The sequence below is a fragment of the Enterobacter sp. DVT3837 genome (assembly GCF_056238685.1).
This window is the reverse complement of the sequence record NZ_JBWDLA010000002.1, coordinates 934432-950371: the sequence shown is the minus strand read 5'-3', so window position 1 is coordinate 950371 and position 15940 is coordinate 934432. Positions and strand designations below refer to the sequence as shown.

Genomic DNA, 15940 nt, shown 5'->3' with positions numbered 1-15940 from the left:
TCTACTGATGGTAGTTTACACGTTTTCTGCGGGGTGCTGCACGCGTTGTTCCACCGGGTGGATCCTGAACCAGATCGCATACATTGCAGGCAGGAACACGAGCGTAACGATTGTTCCCCCTAACGTTCCGCCGATTAGCGTATAGGCCAGCGTTCCCCAGAAGACCGAATGCGTCAGGGGAATGAATGCCAGCACTGCAGCCATTGCGGTCAATAATACCGGTCGCGCCCGCTGGACCGTCGCCTCGACTACCGCCTGGAGCGGGTCGAGACCTTCTTTCTGGTTATGGTCGATTTGCCCAATCAGAATCAACGTATTGCGCATAAGAATGCCTGAAAGAGCGATCAATCCGACCAGCGCATTGATGCCAAACGGCTGATTGAAAACCAGCAGTACAGGCACCACGCCAATCAGCCCCAGCGGAGCGGTTAAGAACACCATCACCATCGCCGAGAGTGAACGCACCTGCAGAATGATGATGAGAAGCGTCAGGGCAATCATGATCGGGAACAGCGGCAGCATGGCTTTTGTCGCTTTCCCCGATTCCTCAATAGAACCTGCCATCTCGATACCGTATCCAGGCGGTAGGGCGTCAACAATCGGCTTGAGCTGTTTCATGATGGCGACAGACACATCCGGTGGCTGAAGATTGTCGGCGATATCGCCCCGCACGGTAATCGTGGGGGTACGATCGCGTCGGCGCAGTATTGGGTCTTCCATGCCAATCTCAATTTTGCCGATTTGAGACAGCGGAATACGCTGTCCCGCATTGCCGACAAGGGTGAAACCCTCGATTTTTGCCGGGTCAAGACGGATATCACCCGCGGCACGACCAATGACTTCAACCGAACGAATATCTTCCTGCACAGAAGTAATCGGCACCCCGGATAGCAGGAACTGCAGCTGCTGAGCGACGGTGCTGGAGGTTAACCCGGTGGCCTGCAGGCGGTTCTGATCCAGAGTGAAATGTAATACGGGCACGCGCGATCCCCAGTCGGTGTTGACGGTTCTCATCATCGGGCTGGCCTGGAGTACGGCTTTCACCCGATCGGCAATGTCCCGTACTTGATCAACATTCGGCCCTGAGACTCGCCAGGCAACCGGGAAGGGGGAGTACGGACCAAACACCAGCTGCGTCACCCGCACGCGCGCTTCAGGCGCAAGCCCGTTGGCGACGGCGTCTCTGAGCCGCAACTTGAGCGCCTCGCGCGACGTTTCACCGTCCGTCAGGATCACGATTTTCGCAAATGAAGGGTCGGGCAACTCGGGTGCCATCGCCAGATAAAAACGGGGCGAGCCCTGACCAATATAGGCAGTGACAATTTTGGCTTCCGGCTGCTGGCCGAGCCACGCTTCAATTTTTGACGTTGCGGCGCTGGTTTGCGCAATTGAGGTACCGTAAGGCATCTGTACCTCAACCAGCACTTCCGGGCGATCGGAGGTCGGGAAGAACTGTTTTTTTACCAGCCCCATGCCGAGCACGGCCAGGATGAAAATGGCGACCACAGAACCAGCCACCCGCCATTTTCTGGCGATAACGCGGCCAAGCAGCTGGCGAAAACGGTTATAGCGGGGCGTGTTATAGATGGCGGCATGACCCCCTTCCACTTTGGGGATGTTGGGCAGGATCTTCACACCCAGATACGGTGTGAACACCACGGCGACAAACCACGACGCAATCAGTGCAAGGCCAACAATCCAGAACATATTGCTGGTGTATTCCCCGGCTGTCGACTGGGCAAAACCATTCGGCATAAAGCCAATCGCCGTTACCAGCGTACCGGCCAGCATCGGCGCTGCGGTATGGCTCCAGGCGTAGGCGGAAGCTTTGATTCTGTCGTAACCTTCCTCCATCTTCACCACCATCATTTCGATGGCGATAATGGCGTCATCAACCAGCAGACCGAGGGCGAGAATCAGGGAGCCAAGGGTGACGCGGTCAAAGTTTATTCCCGCGGCTTCCATCACCACGAAGACAACCGCCAGCGTCAGCGGTACCGCCGCCGCAACGACCACCCCCACGCGCCAGCCCATGCTGACAAAACAGACCACCATGACCACAAGCAGGGCGACAAAGAATTTGATCATGAATTCATCGACCGACGAGCGAATATTCACGGACTGGTCGGTGACTTTGCTCAGGGACATGCCAAGCGGCAGGCTATCATTTATTTTTGCCGTTTCCGCATCCAGCGCTTTACCCAGCGCCAGACCGTTCCAGCCTTCACGCATCACAATGCCCAGCAGAAGAGCGGGTTCATGCTGATTACGAATCAGCATCGTTGGGGGATCTTCATAGCCGCGTTCAACCGTTGCCACATCGGCCAGCCTGATCGTTTTCCCCTGAGCCACAAAAGGTGTATTGCGGATCTTCTGCAACTCATTGAATGCTCCATCCAGGCGGATAAAAATCTGTGCGCCCCGGGTCTCAATGGAACCCGCAGCGGTTAACGCGTTCTGGCTGTTGAGTGCATTGAAAATATCCTGCGGCGAGAGCCCCATTGTCGCCAGACGGTCATGCGAGAAGGAGATATAAATCCGTTCGGCCTGTTCACCAATAATGTTCACTTTCTTCACGCCAGGTACGTGCAGAAGCTGCTGGCGCAGGCCTTCGGCATCACGTACCAGCTGCCGCTGTGGCTCGCCTTTCGCTTTCAGGGCAAAGAGGGCAAAGGTAACATCCGAGAATTCGTCATTGAACATCGGGCCGATGACGCCCGCCGGGAGATGTTGGGATTCATCCCCAAGCTTCTTACGCGCCTGATAGAACTCCTTCTGTACCTCTGTTGGCGGGGTCTTGTCCTGCAATGATAGCGTGATAAACGCCATACCAGGACGGGTATAGGTCTCCGTACGGTCATACCACTTAAGTTCCTGCAGCCGCTTTTCCAGCGGTTCGGCAACCTGATCCTGGATTTCTTGCGCGGTGGCACCCGGCCAGACGGTAATCACCGTCATTTGTTTCACCGTGAAGGGCGGATCTTCCGCGCGTCCGAGCCCAAAAAAGGCGTAAATACCGGCAATTGTCACAAGAACGATCAGGAACAGCGTGATGGATCGCTCGCGGACGGCCAGCGCTGAGAGGTTGAAGCGATTTTCGCTCATGGCGTGTTCTCCGCCAGGACGGCACTACGTTGTACGGCAAGCCTGACGATTTCACCTTCATGCAGAAGGTGGGCACCTAATGCAACAATCTTCTCGCCGGGCTTCACAGCACCTGTGACCTGCACCGCATCTTCACCCACGCTCAGTACTTTGACGGGCGTCCATACGACCTTTGTTGGTTGGCTGGAAATGCGCCAGACGCCCGGACCTTTGCCTGCATCATAGAGCGATGCCAGTGGGACCTGCATGACCTGACCTTCCGCTTTATTGTCCTGAATGTTCAGCGTGACGGTAGCTCCTAACGGTGCATTCGCCATTGCACCTTCCAGTACGTACCGTGCTTCAAAGGTGCGGGTTGTGGCGTCGGCTGAATCTGACAGCAGGCGCAGCGTCGCGGTGACCGGGTGTTTTTCATTGCCATAAAGTGTGGCTTGCGCTGCGCTGCCGACGGCAGGGCGCAACGTTTCCGGAAGCTGCACGAGCGCTTCACGCTGTCCTGCTCTGGCGAGCCTGATTACGACCTGCCCGGCACTGACAACCTGACCCGGTTCGGCGAGCGTCTCCATTACCACGCCGTCTGAATCCGCCAGCAGAACGGCATAGCCCGTAGCATTTTGCGCTACGTTGGCTTGTGCCCGGGCGGCGCTGAGATCGGCCCTGGCCGTATCGGCCGCCGCTTTGATCTGGTCATACTCCGAGGCAGACACGGCGCCGGAGGCCACAAGGCCGCGATAACGCGCCTCATCGCTGGACGCTTTTCTCGCACGCGCCTGGGCCGCGTCCACCGCGCGTTGCTGTGCCTGGGCCTGTAATCTCAGGTCAACCGGATCCAGGCGCAGTAAGGGTTGCCCCTGTTTGACACTCTGTCCCGTATCAACCAGGCGTTCGAGGATTTTTCCCTGAACCCTGAAACCTAAATCGCTTTGTGTTCTTGCGACCACCACACCCGTAAAAGCGTGGAGAGACTCGTTCGCAAGCTCAACGGAGGCCGATCTAACAAGCGGTGGCCTGGTGCGTGGGTCATCACTCGCGGAAATATCGCCGCACGCCACAAGGGCAAACGGCAAGAGACAAACGGCAACGCGGGCTGAAGTGAGCCTGAGCATGGGAAACCTTTTTGAAATAACAGGACGGTATCCGCATTCTCTGACTAGTGACCAATATTGTCAATGGTCACAAATCAGGGGGCCAGGCTTCTTAAAATCAGTGAGGAGAGAAGTACCGCCGCAGTGGGGGCCATTTCGAGGTTGTACTGCAACTGAATGGGGTTAATGAAAGGGCACATCACCATGTGTATGGCATGGGTGACTTCATCCAGCGGTGTTTTTCTTTCGAACTCGCCGGCCTGCCTGCCTTCTATAATGATGCTCTCGATCAGCTTCATCAGGCTTTCCGCGTACCTTTCCGTCGAAGGCCACTGCTCGCGTGCGGCAACGGCGGCAATGTCGTAAAGCTTACGGTCGTGGAAAAACAGCTCGCTTCCTGCCTCGGTGAGCGCTTTGAAAAGACGGCGTAATTTCTCGCTTGCTGAAGGCGCATCATTGATGGCGGAAAGCACTGCCGCCATAATCAGCTCCAGGCGGTTAGCGCAGATCACTTCACCAATTGCTTGTTTGGAATCGAAAAACTTATAAATGTAGGACTTTGAAAAACCGATGGATTTAGCCAGTTCGGCGACGGTGGTTTTCTCATAGCCGTAGTGACCGAAGTGCTCAAAAGCCGCTTCGACGATTTGCTCTCTGACAGAGTGGTCAAGGGGACCACGTGTTGATGGGGCGTTCATATTTTTAGTCATTATTTAAGCTTAGCGTGACGGGATTTGATTGACAACGAGTGACCATTTTATACTTTGGTTACCTTCTGTTTTGTCATAAGCCATTCAGACGGGACAATCAACCAGATGGGGTAAGTGTATCACTGTTTTTCGCGCGCGATGGCATCTATCTGTGGCGATGTGTGAGGGTTTCAGTGCAATTCCTTTGCACTGAAACGAGAGTATTTTTCTTAAGGAGAGCGTGGACGTAATATTTTTTCAACGATGAGCAACAGACGTTTGCGTGTTACGAATCGGTGTAACTGCCCCAGTAGCCAGTTGCCACACCCGGTAATCAGATAGCTGCGGTTAGCATCGACAGCCCTTAATGCCAGGGTAACGACTTTATCCACTGGCATCCTTTTACCTACCGAGGCTTCTTCGGCATTGACCACATCAAAAAAGGCCGTGTCCGTTGCACCGGGGCAAAGCACCAAAATGCGAATACCCTGTGTGCGGTATTCTGCCCAAAGCGCACTCGAGAAGGAGAGTAAAAAAGCTTTTGTTGCGCCATAAATCGCCATGTAGGGGTCCGGTTGTAGCGCCGCGGTTGAAGCCACATTGATGATCACCCCAGACCCTTTCTTGAGCATTCCGGGTAGTATCGCGTGAGTCAGTTCCACGGGTACCAGGCAGTTCACGTTTATCTCATCACGCTGACGATCCATGGACAGTTTTCCGAAGGGACCATAGGTGGCGAACCCGGCGTAATTGATCAGAATGTCGGGGTAACGTCTTAATTTTTCCAGCCGTTCCGTAATGGCAGAAATGGCATCTGGTTCCACTAAGTCCTGGACAATAATAGCGATTGATACACCATGCGTTTTGACTAGCTCTGTAGCAAGTGCCTGTAGCTTTTTCTCGGAGCGGGCGATCAGAATCAATGACACGCCGCGGTTCGCAAGTTGCCGGGCGAAATCACGACCAATTCCCGAGGACGCCCCGGTAATCAACGCTGTTTTTCCTGTATAATCAAAAGAATTCATATTTTAAATCCCGTATCCCTGATAGATGCAACACAGGATAAACCGTGCACTTAGGTACACGGTCAAGCGTGATTTTTACAAGGTGAGGGCGGCGCGATGCGAATTGGCGAACTGTGTGCGAAAACGGGATTGTCAAAAGAGACGGTACGTTATTATGAAAGGCAGGGGTTGTTAGAGAATATCCCGCAACCTAATCGTAGCAACAACTACAAAGTGTATTCCGCGGTCGATTTACAGCGATTGAAAATGATCAAGCATGCCAAAATACTGGGCTTTACCTTAGCCGAAATATCCGACGTTTTAGCTGTTTGGGTCGATGACAAATTTACTGCAGAGCAAAAAAAAGCGTCTCTGCGCCGCAAGTTGCAGCAGCTGGAAGAGAAAGAAGCGGCGTTAATTGAACTCAGAGCCAGGATAACTAACGCCATTAATAAGGTTGGCGAACCTTGCGTAGATGAATTTTGATAGACCGAGAGAGGAGGCCGCAAAAACCGATGCGGCCTTATATGTCAGGCAGCCAGTTCAGGCATCTGCTCCTTCACAAAATTCAATACCTTTTTCGCGTCCAGAGACGCATATGGCAGACTCTCAACAATGGCGATTGAACGCGTATTCCCCACCGTTTCTTTTATCTCATCGAGTTTGTACTGAATATGCGGCGCAATGAGGAAACCATCGAAAGCGGGAGCGACACTGACGAAATTATCCAGCCCTACAGCACTAATCATCAGTGGATAACCTTCGCGTTCTGCCAGAGACTGCATCTTTTTGGCGAGCGAGTTTGCGGTATTACCAAACAAACAACATATCAGAAGCTTTTTCATGTTTTGTTCCTCCTGAAAACCGCTCTTAGGGTAGTCCTGAGGGTGTCACCGAAATGAGTGCTGTCTCTTATTTCGGCGACAAATTAATGCTCTTTTAGCCAGTCGAGAAAAAACTGACTAAATGCCGTGACCTGAAGCGGCTGTAATTTGCGTTGTGGGTAAACAAACTGCAGCCCGACGTCTTTGCGGTCGTAACGGCTAAACCCGGTGAAGCTGTCGGCAAACAGCACCATGAGCTTACCGCTCTCAACATCGTCTTTGACGTCCCACCACGATTTTCCTGCAATACCCGCGCCACTGAGCGCCCACTGACGAAGCAATGCTCCGTCGTCGCACACCATGGCAGGTTCTATACGAACGATGGTTTCTTCTCCCTCACTTTCAAAACGCCATTCGTTCATCACCACGCCCTGAGACTCAAGTGCCAGGCATCGGTGCTGGGCTAAATCGGCAAAGGTGGAGGGGGTACCACGATCGCTAAGATACGCCCCGGAGGCGACCAGCACCCGATGATTCGGACGGATATTTCTGACGACAAGGCTGCTGTCCGGCAGGTTGCCGAAACGCACGCTCATATCCAGCCGGTTAGCGACCAGATCCTCAACATGCTCCCTTAAGTAGATGAAAAATTTCACTTCAGGATGGCATCGGGAAAATTCAAGAACGGCGGGGCTAAGATACTGTCTGCCAAAGTCAGAGGGTGCAGAAAGGCGAATGTTGCCGCTGAGTACACCTTCTTTTTGCGTCAGTAACGACTCGGCGTGATGCATCTCTTCCAGCACGCGAAGCGCGGCATGGTAAAACTCTTCGCCTGCACGGGTCAGCGTAATGGCGCGCGTAGAACGATGGAACAGGCGTGTCTGGTAACGCTCTTCAATCGCTTTTAACCTGGCCGTCATGGTGGCAGGGGAAGGCGACAGGCGTCGTCCGGCGGCGGAAAGACTACCCGCCTCGGCAACTTCAACCAGTAATGCCATGTCTTCAAGTTTGCCCATTATTCATTTTTTCCGAAAAGTGCATCTGTTTTTGCTGTAATTATCAAAAGAAGAGGTGAGCTGTAAAGTGATTTCATCCAAACCACTCGAGATGAAATCATGAACCGTACTTCACTTTTTGAACGTTACAGGTTAGGTGAGCTAAACCTCAAAAATCGTATCGTTATGGCGCCGATGACCCGCGCGCGTTCCCTTCAGCCAGGAAATATTCCGACCTCACTGATGGCTGAGTATTACCGACAGCGTACCAGCGCGGGATTGATCATTACGGAAGCCACGCAGATCTCGCCTCAGGGCCAGGGATACTCATGGACACCCGGTATCCATTCGCCGGAGCAGGTTTCAGGATGGCAACTCACGACGGGCGCTGTGCATCAGGCGGGTGGGGTGATTTTTTCTCAGCTCTGGCACGTCGGCCGGATGTCGCACGCCAGTTTTCACAAGGACGGTAAGCCCGTCGCCCCTTCAGCACTGGCGCCGGACGCCAAAGTGTGGGTGGTGAATGAACAGGGGGAAGGTCAAATGGTTGACTGCCCGCAGCCGAGAACGCTCTCGCGAAAGGACATTCACAGCATCATCGCGGATTACCGCCAGGCGGCACTGAATGCCGTTCAGGCCGGGTTTGACGGCGTAGAGGTTCACGGCGGAAACGGCTATCTGATCGACCAGTTCCTGCGTCAAACCTCCAACAAACGTACGGATGAGTATGGCGACACGCTTGCTAACCGGATCCGCTTTGCCCAGGACGTGTTGAACGCGATTGCGGAGGCTATTGGTCCCGAGCGTACGGGCATCCGGCTTTCACCGTTTATTACCCAACGTGGGATGAACGATCCGCAGGTGACGGAAGCCATACTCGCTCTTGCGGCCTGGTGTGAGCAAAAAGGGATCGCGTTCATCCACCTGGCGGAAGCTGACTGGGACGATGCGCCTCAGGTGCCTGACCATTTCCGTCAATCGCTTCGCGAGACGTTTAGCGGAACCCTTATCGTCGCAGGAAACTATGACCTTGATAAAGCGGAAAAAATACTTGCTGCTGGTTATGCCGATTTGATTGCGTTCGGACGGCCGTTTATTGCCAACCCGGATTTACCTCACCGGCTGGCGCACCAGTTGCCTCTGGCTCAGGTGCGAGACCCCGCCACGTTGTTTGGTGGCACTGCGACGGGATATACCGATTATCCAATATACAACCTGCAAGAGAATGATTTGCAGTTATCTAAGGAAGGTGCGAATAAGCAGGTCATTTCTTCCCAAGCTGACTCGCTGATTAAAATTTCGCGGATCTGGGCCGATTTTTTTCCCGCAAACACATCGAATCAGCCTATTTAGGCTATTTTTTCCACCATTTCTGGCGTTATTTCCGGTTTTTACTGAGATCTCTCCCACTGACGTATCATTTGGTCCACCCGAAACAGGTTGGCCAGGGTGAATAACATCGCCAGTTGGTTATCGTTTTTCAGCAGCCCCTTGTATCTGGCTTTCACGAAGCCGAACTGCCGCTTGATGATGCGAAACGGGTGCTCCACCCTGGCACGGATGCTGGCTTTCATGTATTCGATGTTGATGGCCGTTTTGTTCTTGCGCGGATGCTGCTTCAAGGTTTTTACCCTGCCGGGACGCTCGGCGATCAGCCAGTCCACATCCACCTCGGCCAGCTCCTCGCGCTGTGGCGCTCCTTGGTAGCCGGCATCGGCTGAGACAAATTGCTCCTCTCCATGAAGCAGATTACCCAGCTGATTGAGGTCATGCTCGTTGGCCGCGGTGGTGACCAGGCTGTGGGTCAGGCCACTCTTGGCATCGACACCAATGTGGGCCTTCATGCCAAAGTGCCACTGATTGCCTTTCTTGGTCTGATGCATCTCCGGATCGCGTTGCTGCTCTTTGTTCTTGGTAGAGCTGGGTGCCTCAATGATGGTGGCATCCACCAAAGTGCCTTGGGTCATCATGACGCCTGCTTCGGCCAGCCAGCGATTGATGGTCTTGAACAATTGACGGGCCAGTTGATGCTGCTCGAGCAGGTGGCGGAAATTCATGATGGTGGTGCGATCCGGCAGGGCGCTATCCAGGGATAATCGGGCAAACAGGCGCATGGAGGCGATTTCGTACAGGGCATCTTCCATGGCACCGTCGCTCAGGTTGTACCAATGCTGCATGCAGTGAATACGCAGCATGGTCTCCAGCGGATAGGGCCGTCGGCCATTGCCCGCCTTGGGATAAAACGGCTCGATGACAGCGGTCATATTCTGCCATGGCAGAATCTGCTCCATGCGGGAGAGGAAAATCTCTTTTCGGGTCTGACGGCGCTTAGTGCTGAATTCACTATCGGCGAAGGTGAGTTGATGGCTCATGATGTCCCTCTGGGATGCGCTCCGGATGAATATGATGATCTCATATCAGGAACTTGTTCGCACCTTCCCTAAATAACGTGTCGAGAGAGATTATGAAATATTCAACATTTTTTTCCCCAGGCATAATGGCGCTTATTCTTGCTGGTACCACGGGAACCGCATTTTCGGCCCAGGTTGAACTGGTGAAGCCGGAACATCTTATTGTCGATAAAAGCTTGACGCAGACGCAATTAGCGGCGAATGAATATGTTGCCAGAGAGTATGCAACGTTCTGGAATACGGGGAAAGAGTCCCTGGCCCGTGATGCCCTGGCGATTAATTTTATTGATAAAACGCCTCCTGAAGGTCGCAAGCAAGGTCCAGAAGGCGCTATTTTAGCTTCCCGGGCATTTCGTACGGCCGTACCTGATTTACGCTGTGACGTTGAGCAAATGATTATTTCGGGTAGCCGTGTCGTATCCCATTTACATTTTCACGGCACATTCACCGGGACATTTGGCAAGCTAAAAGGAAAGGGGCAGAAAATAGATTTTATCGCCACGGATATTTATGAGATCGGTGACGGCAAAATTGTGGCTAACTGGCATATTGAGGACAACCTGACGCTGATGAAGCAACTGGGGGCGTTGTAAATTCATCACTCCGGGGTCTGCCCGGAGTGATGCGAAAATCCTATAAACCCAGATCGCTCAGAGAGGGGTGATCGTCCGGGCGTATGCCCAGTGGCCAGTGGAACAGTCGCTCTGATTCGTTGATCGGCATATCGTTGATACAGGCAAAACGACGCTTCATGAGCCCATTCGGCTCAAACTCCCAGTTTTCATTGCCGTATGAACGGAACCAGTTGCCTGAATCATCATGCCATTCATAGGCGTAGCGAACCGCGATCCGGTTATCCGTAAATGCCCAGAGCTCTTTAATCAGGCGATAATCCATCTCTTTTTTCCATTTCCGCTCCAGAAACGCCTGGGCCTCTTCACGGTTGGTGGCGAATTCCGCACGGTTGCGCCATTGGGTATCAAGTGAATAGGCGAGTGCGATTTTCGCCGGGTCGCGACTGTTCCAGCCATCTTCTGCCAGTCTGACTTTTTCGATAGCACTTTCACGCGTGAAGGGCGGTAATGGAGGACGTGTGTTCATGGCGATTACCTCAGGGTTACATTATGTAGACAGGTCTGTCTACTTGCGGTAATCTATGCCTGTGAAATAACGTTGTCAACATCCGTTTTGAGGCTACCGAAAAGTGAAAACAGACCCCGTAAGCAACGATACAAAAATCAGCGTCAGGGATAAGATATTACTGACGGCGCACGATCTGTTTTATTCCACAGGTTTCAGGGCGACGGGGGTGGATACGCTGATTAAAGCGTCGAAAGTGACAAAGGTGACTTTCTATCGCCATTTCCCGAGTAAAAGTTTACTTATTCTTGCCTATTTGCACTATCGGCATGAAATATGGATTAGCTGGTTTGAGTCCACGCTGCGTCGACATCTCGTTGAAGGTAAAATACCTTCTGATGCGATATCTGAAACGCTTTTCGAATGGTTTATTTCGTCCGATTTCCACGGCTGCGCGTTTATTAATGCCAGCGCAGAGGCAAAATCGGAAGATATTGAAAGCGAAATAAAAGAGATATGCCGCGATCATAAAATCGAAACAAAGAAAATCATTGCGCAGATGACGGGCATGACGAATGAGAACGTCGCCAACGAAATCATGTTGCTCATTGACGGCGCAATTATCCATGCACAAATGGGCATGGATACGGATGATGTCATCCCTCCATTGAGGAGGGCATTAGCCGGGTTGATAGAGGGTTAATGAGACTTCCCCTTAACCCTCAACGCGGCGGCTGATGAACGTTTTCAGTATTTCTCCTGCACTATGAATATGTCGCATGACTTCAGCCCGTGCTTTCTCTGCATCCCGTTCCTTGCAAGCTGTAAGGATGCCTGCATGGTCATCCTGAAAAACTGGGGTTTCAGAAAGGAGCTTTCGCTGGAGATATTCATATCGCTCTATCTGATTGCGGGTATCATTAATCAACTTCAGCAGGCGTTGGTTTTTGCACCCACTGTAGATAAGATCGTGGAACTCCCGGTTTAGTGCGCCCTGCATTTCAAATTCAGTCGTTCTGGCGAGCAGCGTATGCGTCAGTTCTGCTCTCGCCAGCGTATCAGAATTCACCATTTTCGCGCTCTGAAAGACGGCTTCACCTTCCAGCAAGGCGCGTAGGGAGTAAATCTCATCCAGATCCTCAACGGATAGCGTTCTGACAACAGCGCCGCGATTCCTGAAAATTTCCACCAGCCCATCGCGTTCAAGCTGTCTGATCGCTTCTCTCATGGGAATTCGGCTGACAGAGAAATAACTGGCGAGATCCCTTTCAACAAGCCTTTCTCCATCACGCAGACGGCCGCTGTTGATCATCTTTCTTAATTCACTGGCGAGCACGTCCGGGGTCGAAAGGGCGTTCAGTTGCATACTGTTTCTCCTGAAAAGATAGAATAATGGTATACCATCTGCTAGCTTACGTCGAGTCAGGGGATGTGCGAACAAACATCGCGAGTAAAACCCATCGGATATCATTATCGGGAGTATCAAGATGAGCCATCGTGAGCATCATTATCAGGTTAAGGTTGAGTGGAAAGGGAACAAAGGCCGTGGGACGGAAGCCTATAAAGCCTATGATCGGCTTTATGACATCACGGCGGGTGATAAATCTCCGATTGCAGGTTCATCAGATCCTGCATTTCTTGGTGATGCATCATGCTGGAATCCTGAAGATCTTCTTGTCGCGTCAGCCTCTGCCTGTCACAAATTATGGTATTTGCATCTTTGCGCTGAAGCGGGGATAAGCGTTTATACCTATATTGACCGGGCGGAAGGAACGATGCGCGAAGGAGAAAAGGGATGTTTCACCTCTATTGTGCTCAAGCCCGACATTACGCTTCGTCCTGGGGATGATATCGATCGCGCTGTGGCACTTCATCACCGCGCGCATGAGCTTTGCTTTATTGCTAACTCGCTGAATTTCCCTGTGACGTGCGAGCCAACAATACTGCATAGCGCCAGCTCACACGTCGATGAGCAATAACGCTAAGCGTTGACTAACCTTCACACCGGAAATGAGCAAATGGCCTATAACCGTACTTTCGCTCTCGATATAAGCTGGAAAACGCTGCTGAAAGACGCGGGGCTTGAGCCAGTACGCATTCTCCGCAGGGCAGGATTACCTGACGATCTCTTTTTGCAAAAAGCGCGCGGACTCGATACGCATGAATACATCCGCTTCTGGAGCGCGCTGGAGGCCGAAACGAACCATCCTGCCTTTCCCGTACCGCTCATTGAGTTGATCTCAGCGGATGTGTTTGATCCACCACTTTTTGCCGCACTGTGTAGCAGCAATATGATGCAGGCTGTCCAGCGTCTGGCCAGATATAAACAGCTTATTGCACCCATGGTTCTGGAAACAACGGTGGAACAAAACGGCATACTTACCGTTTCACCGCGCTGGCTCTATGCGATAGCTATCCCGCCGTCTCTGCAGGCGGCAGAGCTGGGCTTCCTGCTCAAGCTTCTGCGGCTGGGGACCCGCGAACCGGTTAACCCCTTACAGGTCCGTGTCTCTGCACTGCCGTCAGCGGTTCAGAACAGCCACTTTTCCCATTTCTTTGGAACTGACGTGCAATATGGAGAACAGCCTGCCATCAGCTTTTCCTCGACTGATGCTCTTCGGCCGTTTTTAACGGCAAATGAGGGGATGTGGCAGGTATTTGAACCAGAACTTCAGCGTCGTCTCAGTCAGTTAAATGAACTGGCTTCAACCGCCGAGCGCGTTCGTGCGGTACTCCTGGAACTTATTCCCGGTAACGAAGCGACTATTGAAAAAGCGGCGGAGCGTCTGGGAATGAGCAAACGCACGCTGCAACGCAGGCTTGAGCAAGAAGGGGGTAACTTTCGCAACCTTGTTAATGCTTGTCGCGAACACCTGGCCCGTCATTATCTTCGTAATACGCGTCTTTCCGGGTATGAGATCGCATTTTTGCTTGGCTTTGAAGATCCTAACTCATTCTATCGCGCATTTATGACCTGGACGGGCCAGACCCCTGAAGCGGCCAGGACAGCCATGCGTCTTGAGTAAACAGGTGCATATTTATCGCTCGATGGCGCAGTTTGCGAGTCATATGGCGCGGTACGCTAGTTAACGTAGGGCCTAAGGAGGGCAAAATAACGACAGTCTACTCACCGAGGTATTTATGTTTACTCAGGACAAGAAAACCGCGCTGGTCACCGGTGCATCGTCAGGTATGGGCAAAGTCATCGCCCGTCGTCTTATTCAGGATGGCTATCAGGTTTACGCTGCTGCCCGTAGCGTTGAGAAAATGAACGATCTCGCCCAGCTTGGTGCGCGCGCTCTGCGGATGGATATCTCGCGTGATGAAGACATTTTGGCTGCAGTAGATACCATCGTGTCGCAGACAGGTGGGGTTGACGTACTGGTCAACAATGCGGGTTTTGGGCTCTATGGACCGGTTGAAGAGATCGGTATTGATGAAGCTCGCTATCAGTTTGAGGTGAACGTGTTTGGAGCGGCCCGCCTTACGCAACTGCTGCTCCCGGCCATGCGCGCCAGACGCCATGGTTACATTATCAATATCACTTCAATAGGAGGGAAAATTTACACCCCCCTGGGAGCCTGGTATCACGCTACGAAACATGCACTCGAAGGATGGTCTGACTGTCTGCGTCTTGAAGTGGCTGAATATGGAATTAAGGTTGTGATTGTTGAACCGGGTTTAATCGAGACAGGCTTTGGTGAAGTGGTCAGCGGCAGTATTGTCAAACGTTCAGCTAGTGGCCCTTATGGTCATCTGGTGGGGAAGGTGGCGAACTCGGTCAAAAATGCTTACGGGAATGGCAGAGGCAGCGACCCGAAGGTGATTGCGGACGTGGTTGCCCGCGCCGTTAACAGTCCTCATCCACGTACACGTTATGCTGCCGGCAAGTATGCAAAGATGCTCATCCGCATGCGCGTCTGGTTGGGTGACCGTCTGTTCGATCGCGTTATTCTTAGCCAGACCCGATGATCCGAGCGCCGAGGATAAAAAAAACTCGGCCTCCGTATGCGCCGCTACACAATGCTGTAAACACCGGCTCCCCAGTATCTCTTACCCGGGCGAGTCTGTTCTTTCCAGCCTAATGCGATCAGTTCTTTTGCAATAAACCGGTTCATGATCCCGTGTCCCATGAGCAAGACGGGTCCGTCGGAGCCCTTAGCCGCCGTCACGAGGAACTCTGCCGCCTTAACGGCACGACTTTTTGCCATTCTTACGCACTCTACCTCTCCAGACAGGCCACAGAGCCAAAGTACTCGAAATAACGCTGCCCAATGAAAAGGCGATAACCGCAACCCCGGGATACGGAATACCGGTAGCTCCGCCTCCCGAAACACGTCATCAATGAAGCCGGGTTCACACCCCAGTGTTTTTAACGATGAGAGGGCTCTCGGAAGCGGACTGCTGATGAAGGTGAGTGCGCGATAAATCAGGACTTTACTGATTTCCGGCGGCATATCGCGGCCCGTAGAAGAGAGATTATAGTTGTCGATCCACTCCGGCATTTCCCTGCACGACACTTTTGGCGCGCCTGCGTATTGGGGCTTTCCATGTCGCATCAAAATAATTTCCATAAAAATCTTATCGTCTGTCATCCACTCGTCGCAGGCAGACTAGCGCGTTCTGGCGAAAATGTTCTACCACTTGTTTTAGTGGGGAGCACGCGTTCTATATAACGAGCAGGGGGAATCCATCTATCCGGCCTACATCATTAGTCATTCGGAGTATGGTTTTAACCAACTGAAAT

The 15940-nt window shown here is 52.6% G+C and carries 17 protein-coding genes; 7 read left to right on the top strand and 10 right to left on the bottom strand.

The features are described 5' to 3' along the window. Positions 1 to 15: 15 nt before the first annotated feature. The 4 genes from AC0XWG_RS19425 to AC0XWG_RS19410 all read right to left on the bottom strand — a co-directional run bounded on the left by AC0XWG_RS19425 (position 16) and on the right by AC0XWG_RS19410 (position 5904). A complete protein-coding gene (locus tag AC0XWG_RS19425; protein ID WP_475680952.1) occupies positions 16 to 3105 on the bottom strand; it encodes an efflux RND transporter permease subunit in 3090 nt (1029 codons plus the stop codon). Beyond that, entirely contained in the window at positions 3102 to 4211 is a 1110-nt protein-coding gene (locus AC0XWG_RS19420) for an efflux RND transporter periplasmic adaptor subunit (RefSeq protein ID WP_128348928.1), read from the bottom strand. The genes AC0XWG_RS19425 and AC0XWG_RS19420 overlap by 4 nt, the downstream gene beginning before the upstream one ends. Before the next feature lie 74 nt (positions 4212 to 4285). Then, on the bottom strand, positions 4286 to 4900 hold the full coding sequence (locus tag AC0XWG_RS19415) for a TetR/AcrR family transcriptional regulator (protein ID WP_028017513.1): 615 nt from the start codon (positions 4898 to 4900) through the stop codon (positions 4286 to 4288). 209 nt (positions 4901 to 5109) lie between these two features. Then, positions 5110 to 5904, bottom strand: coding sequence for an SDR family NAD(P)-dependent oxidoreductase (locus AC0XWG_RS19410; RefSeq protein ID WP_475680951.1), 795 nt, complete (start codon positions 5902 to 5904; stop codon positions 5110 to 5112). Between the two features lie 96 nt (positions 5905 to 6000). Between AC0XWG_RS19410 and AC0XWG_RS19405 the strand changes: the two genes are divergently transcribed. Next, positions 6001 to 6369: a MerR family transcriptional regulator gene (locus tag AC0XWG_RS19405; RefSeq protein ID WP_134708374.1), complete on the top strand. Its 369-nt coding sequence runs from the start codon at positions 6001 to 6003 to the stop codon at positions 6367 to 6369. Positions 6370 to 6413: 44 nt separating this feature from the next. Here the strand turns inward: AC0XWG_RS19405 and AC0XWG_RS19400 are convergent, their stop codons facing one another. Beyond that, positions 6414 to 6728, bottom strand: coding sequence for a PTS sugar transporter subunit IIB (locus AC0XWG_RS19400; RefSeq protein ID WP_475680950.1), 315 nt, complete (start codon positions 6726 to 6728; stop codon positions 6414 to 6416). An 83-nt stretch (positions 6729 to 6811) separates the two neighbouring features. After that, positions 6812 to 7723, bottom strand: a complete 912-nt coding sequence (locus tag AC0XWG_RS19395) for a LysR family transcriptional regulator (RefSeq protein WP_475680949.1) — start codon at positions 7721 to 7723, stop codon at positions 6812 to 6814. Positions 7724 to 7822: 99 nt separating this feature from the next. Between AC0XWG_RS19395 and AC0XWG_RS19390 the strand changes: the two genes are divergently transcribed. Then, complete coding sequence (locus AC0XWG_RS19390) at positions 7823 to 9055, top strand: alkene reductase (protein WP_475680948.1); 1233 nt, start codon at positions 7823 to 7825, stop codon at positions 9053 to 9055. A 38-nt stretch (positions 9056 to 9093) separates the two neighbouring features. Here AC0XWG_RS19390 and AC0XWG_RS19385 read toward each other — a convergent pair whose 3' ends face one another. After that, positions 9094 to 10074, bottom strand: coding sequence for an IS5-like element ISKpn26 family transposase (locus AC0XWG_RS19385; RefSeq protein WP_000019450.1), 981 nt, complete (start codon positions 10072 to 10074; stop codon positions 9094 to 9096). A 92-nt stretch (positions 10075 to 10166) separates the two neighbouring features. Here AC0XWG_RS19385 and AC0XWG_RS19380 point away from each other — a divergent pair, with 92 nt between their 5' ends. Next, positions 10167 to 10706: an ester cyclase gene (locus AC0XWG_RS19380; RefSeq protein ID WP_129324803.1), complete on the top strand. Its 540-nt coding sequence runs from the start codon at positions 10167 to 10169 to the stop codon at positions 10704 to 10706. Between the two features lie 40 nt (positions 10707 to 10746). Here AC0XWG_RS19380 and AC0XWG_RS19375 read toward each other — a convergent pair whose 3' ends face one another. Next, positions 10747 to 11214, bottom strand: coding sequence for a nuclear transport factor 2 family protein (locus tag AC0XWG_RS19375; protein WP_475680947.1), 468 nt, complete (start codon positions 11212 to 11214; stop codon positions 10747 to 10749). A gap of 103 nt (positions 11215 to 11317) precedes the next feature. Between AC0XWG_RS19375 and AC0XWG_RS19370 the strand changes: the two genes are divergently transcribed. Further along, on the top strand, positions 11318 to 11896 hold the full coding sequence (locus AC0XWG_RS19370) for a TetR/AcrR family transcriptional regulator (protein WP_475680946.1): 579 nt from the start codon (positions 11318 to 11320) through the stop codon (positions 11894 to 11896). Positions 11897 to 11908: 12 nt separating this feature from the next. Here the strand turns inward: AC0XWG_RS19370 and AC0XWG_RS19365 are convergent, their stop codons facing one another. Then, positions 11909 to 12559 (bottom strand): GntR family transcriptional regulator, encoded by a 651-nt coding sequence (locus AC0XWG_RS19365; protein WP_049005989.1) that lies wholly within the window; start codon positions 12557 to 12559, stop codon positions 11909 to 11911. 121 nt (positions 12560 to 12680) lie between these two features. Between AC0XWG_RS19365 and AC0XWG_RS19360 the strand changes: the two genes are divergently transcribed. The 3 genes from AC0XWG_RS19360 (at position 12681) to AC0XWG_RS19350 (ending at position 15165) form a co-directional block, all read left to right on the top strand. After that, positions 12681 to 13172, top strand: coding sequence for an OsmC family protein (locus tag AC0XWG_RS19360; RefSeq protein WP_028017503.1), 492 nt, complete (start codon positions 12681 to 12683; stop codon positions 13170 to 13172). A 39-nt stretch (positions 13173 to 13211) separates the two neighbouring features. Then, complete coding sequence (locus AC0XWG_RS19355) at positions 13212 to 14219, top strand: AraC family transcriptional regulator (RefSeq protein ID WP_475680945.1); 1008 nt, start codon at positions 13212 to 13214, stop codon at positions 14217 to 14219. Between the two features lie 115 nt (positions 14220 to 14334). Continuing rightward, positions 14335 to 15165, top strand: a complete 831-nt coding sequence (locus AC0XWG_RS19350; RefSeq protein ID WP_407220495.1) for an oxidoreductase — start codon at positions 14335 to 14337, stop codon at positions 15163 to 15165. A gap of 44 nt (positions 15166 to 15209) precedes the next feature. Here the strand turns inward: AC0XWG_RS19350 and AC0XWG_RS19345 are convergent, their stop codons facing one another. Continuing rightward, positions 15210 to 15788, bottom strand: a complete 579-nt coding sequence (locus AC0XWG_RS19345) for a histidine phosphatase family protein (RefSeq protein ID WP_475680944.1) — start codon at positions 15786 to 15788, stop codon at positions 15210 to 15212. Positions 15789 to 15940 lie beyond the last annotated feature (152 nt).

Bases quoted from the DNA above. Each gene is read 5' to 3' on its own strand.
- AC0XWG_RS19425 (WP_475680952.1), bottom strand. From the start codon at position 3,105: ATGAGCGAAAATCGCTTCAACCTCTCAGCGCTGGCCGTCCGCGAGCGA.
- AC0XWG_RS19420 (WP_128348928.1), bottom strand. From the start codon at position 4,211: ATGCTCAGGCTCACTTCAGCCCGCGTTGCCGTTTGTCTCTTGCCGTTT.
- AC0XWG_RS19415 (WP_028017513.1), bottom strand. From the start codon at position 4,900: ATGACTAAAAATATGAACGCCCCATCAACACGTGGTCCCCTTGACCAC.
- AC0XWG_RS19410 (WP_475680951.1), bottom strand. From the start codon at position 5,904: ATGAATTCTTTTGATTATACAGGAAAAACAGCGTTGATTACCGGGGCG.
- AC0XWG_RS19405 (WP_134708374.1), top strand. From the start codon at position 6,001: ATGCGAATTGGCGAACTGTGTGCGAAAACGGGATTGTCAAAAGAGACG.
- AC0XWG_RS19400 (WP_475680950.1), bottom strand. From the start codon at position 6,728: ATGAAAAAGCTTCTGATATGTTGTTTGTTTGGTAATACCGCAAACTCG.
- AC0XWG_RS19395 (WP_475680949.1), bottom strand. From the start codon at position 7,723: ATGGGCAAACTTGAAGACATGGCATTACTGGTTGAAGTTGCCGAGGCG.
- AC0XWG_RS19390 (WP_475680948.1), top strand. From the start codon at position 7,823: ATGAACCGTACTTCACTTTTTGAACGTTACAGGTTAGGTGAGCTAAAC.
- AC0XWG_RS19385 (WP_000019450.1), bottom strand. From the start codon at position 10,074: ATGAGCCATCAACTCACCTTCGCCGATAGTGAATTCAGCACTAAGCGC.
- AC0XWG_RS19380 (WP_129324803.1), top strand. From the start codon at position 10,167: ATGAAATATTCAACATTTTTTTCCCCAGGCATAATGGCGCTTATTCTT.
- AC0XWG_RS19375 (WP_475680947.1), bottom strand. From the start codon at position 11,214: ATGAACACACGTCCTCCATTACCGCCCTTCACGCGTGAAAGTGCTATC.
- AC0XWG_RS19365 (WP_049005989.1), bottom strand. From the start codon at position 12,559: ATGCAACTGAACGCCCTTTCGACCCCGGACGTGCTCGCCAGTGAATTA.
- AC0XWG_RS19360 (WP_028017503.1), top strand. From the start codon at position 12,681: ATGAGCCATCGTGAGCATCATTATCAGGTTAAGGTTGAGTGGAAAGGG.
- AC0XWG_RS19355 (WP_475680945.1), top strand. From the start codon at position 13,212: ATGGCCTATAACCGTACTTTCGCTCTCGATATAAGCTGGAAAACGCTG.
- AC0XWG_RS19350 (WP_407220495.1), top strand. From the start codon at position 14,335: ATGTTTACTCAGGACAAGAAAACCGCGCTGGTCACCGGTGCATCGTCA.
- AC0XWG_RS19345 (WP_475680944.1), bottom strand. From the start codon at position 15,788: ATGACAGACGATAAGATTTTTATGGAAATTATTTTGATGCGACATGGA.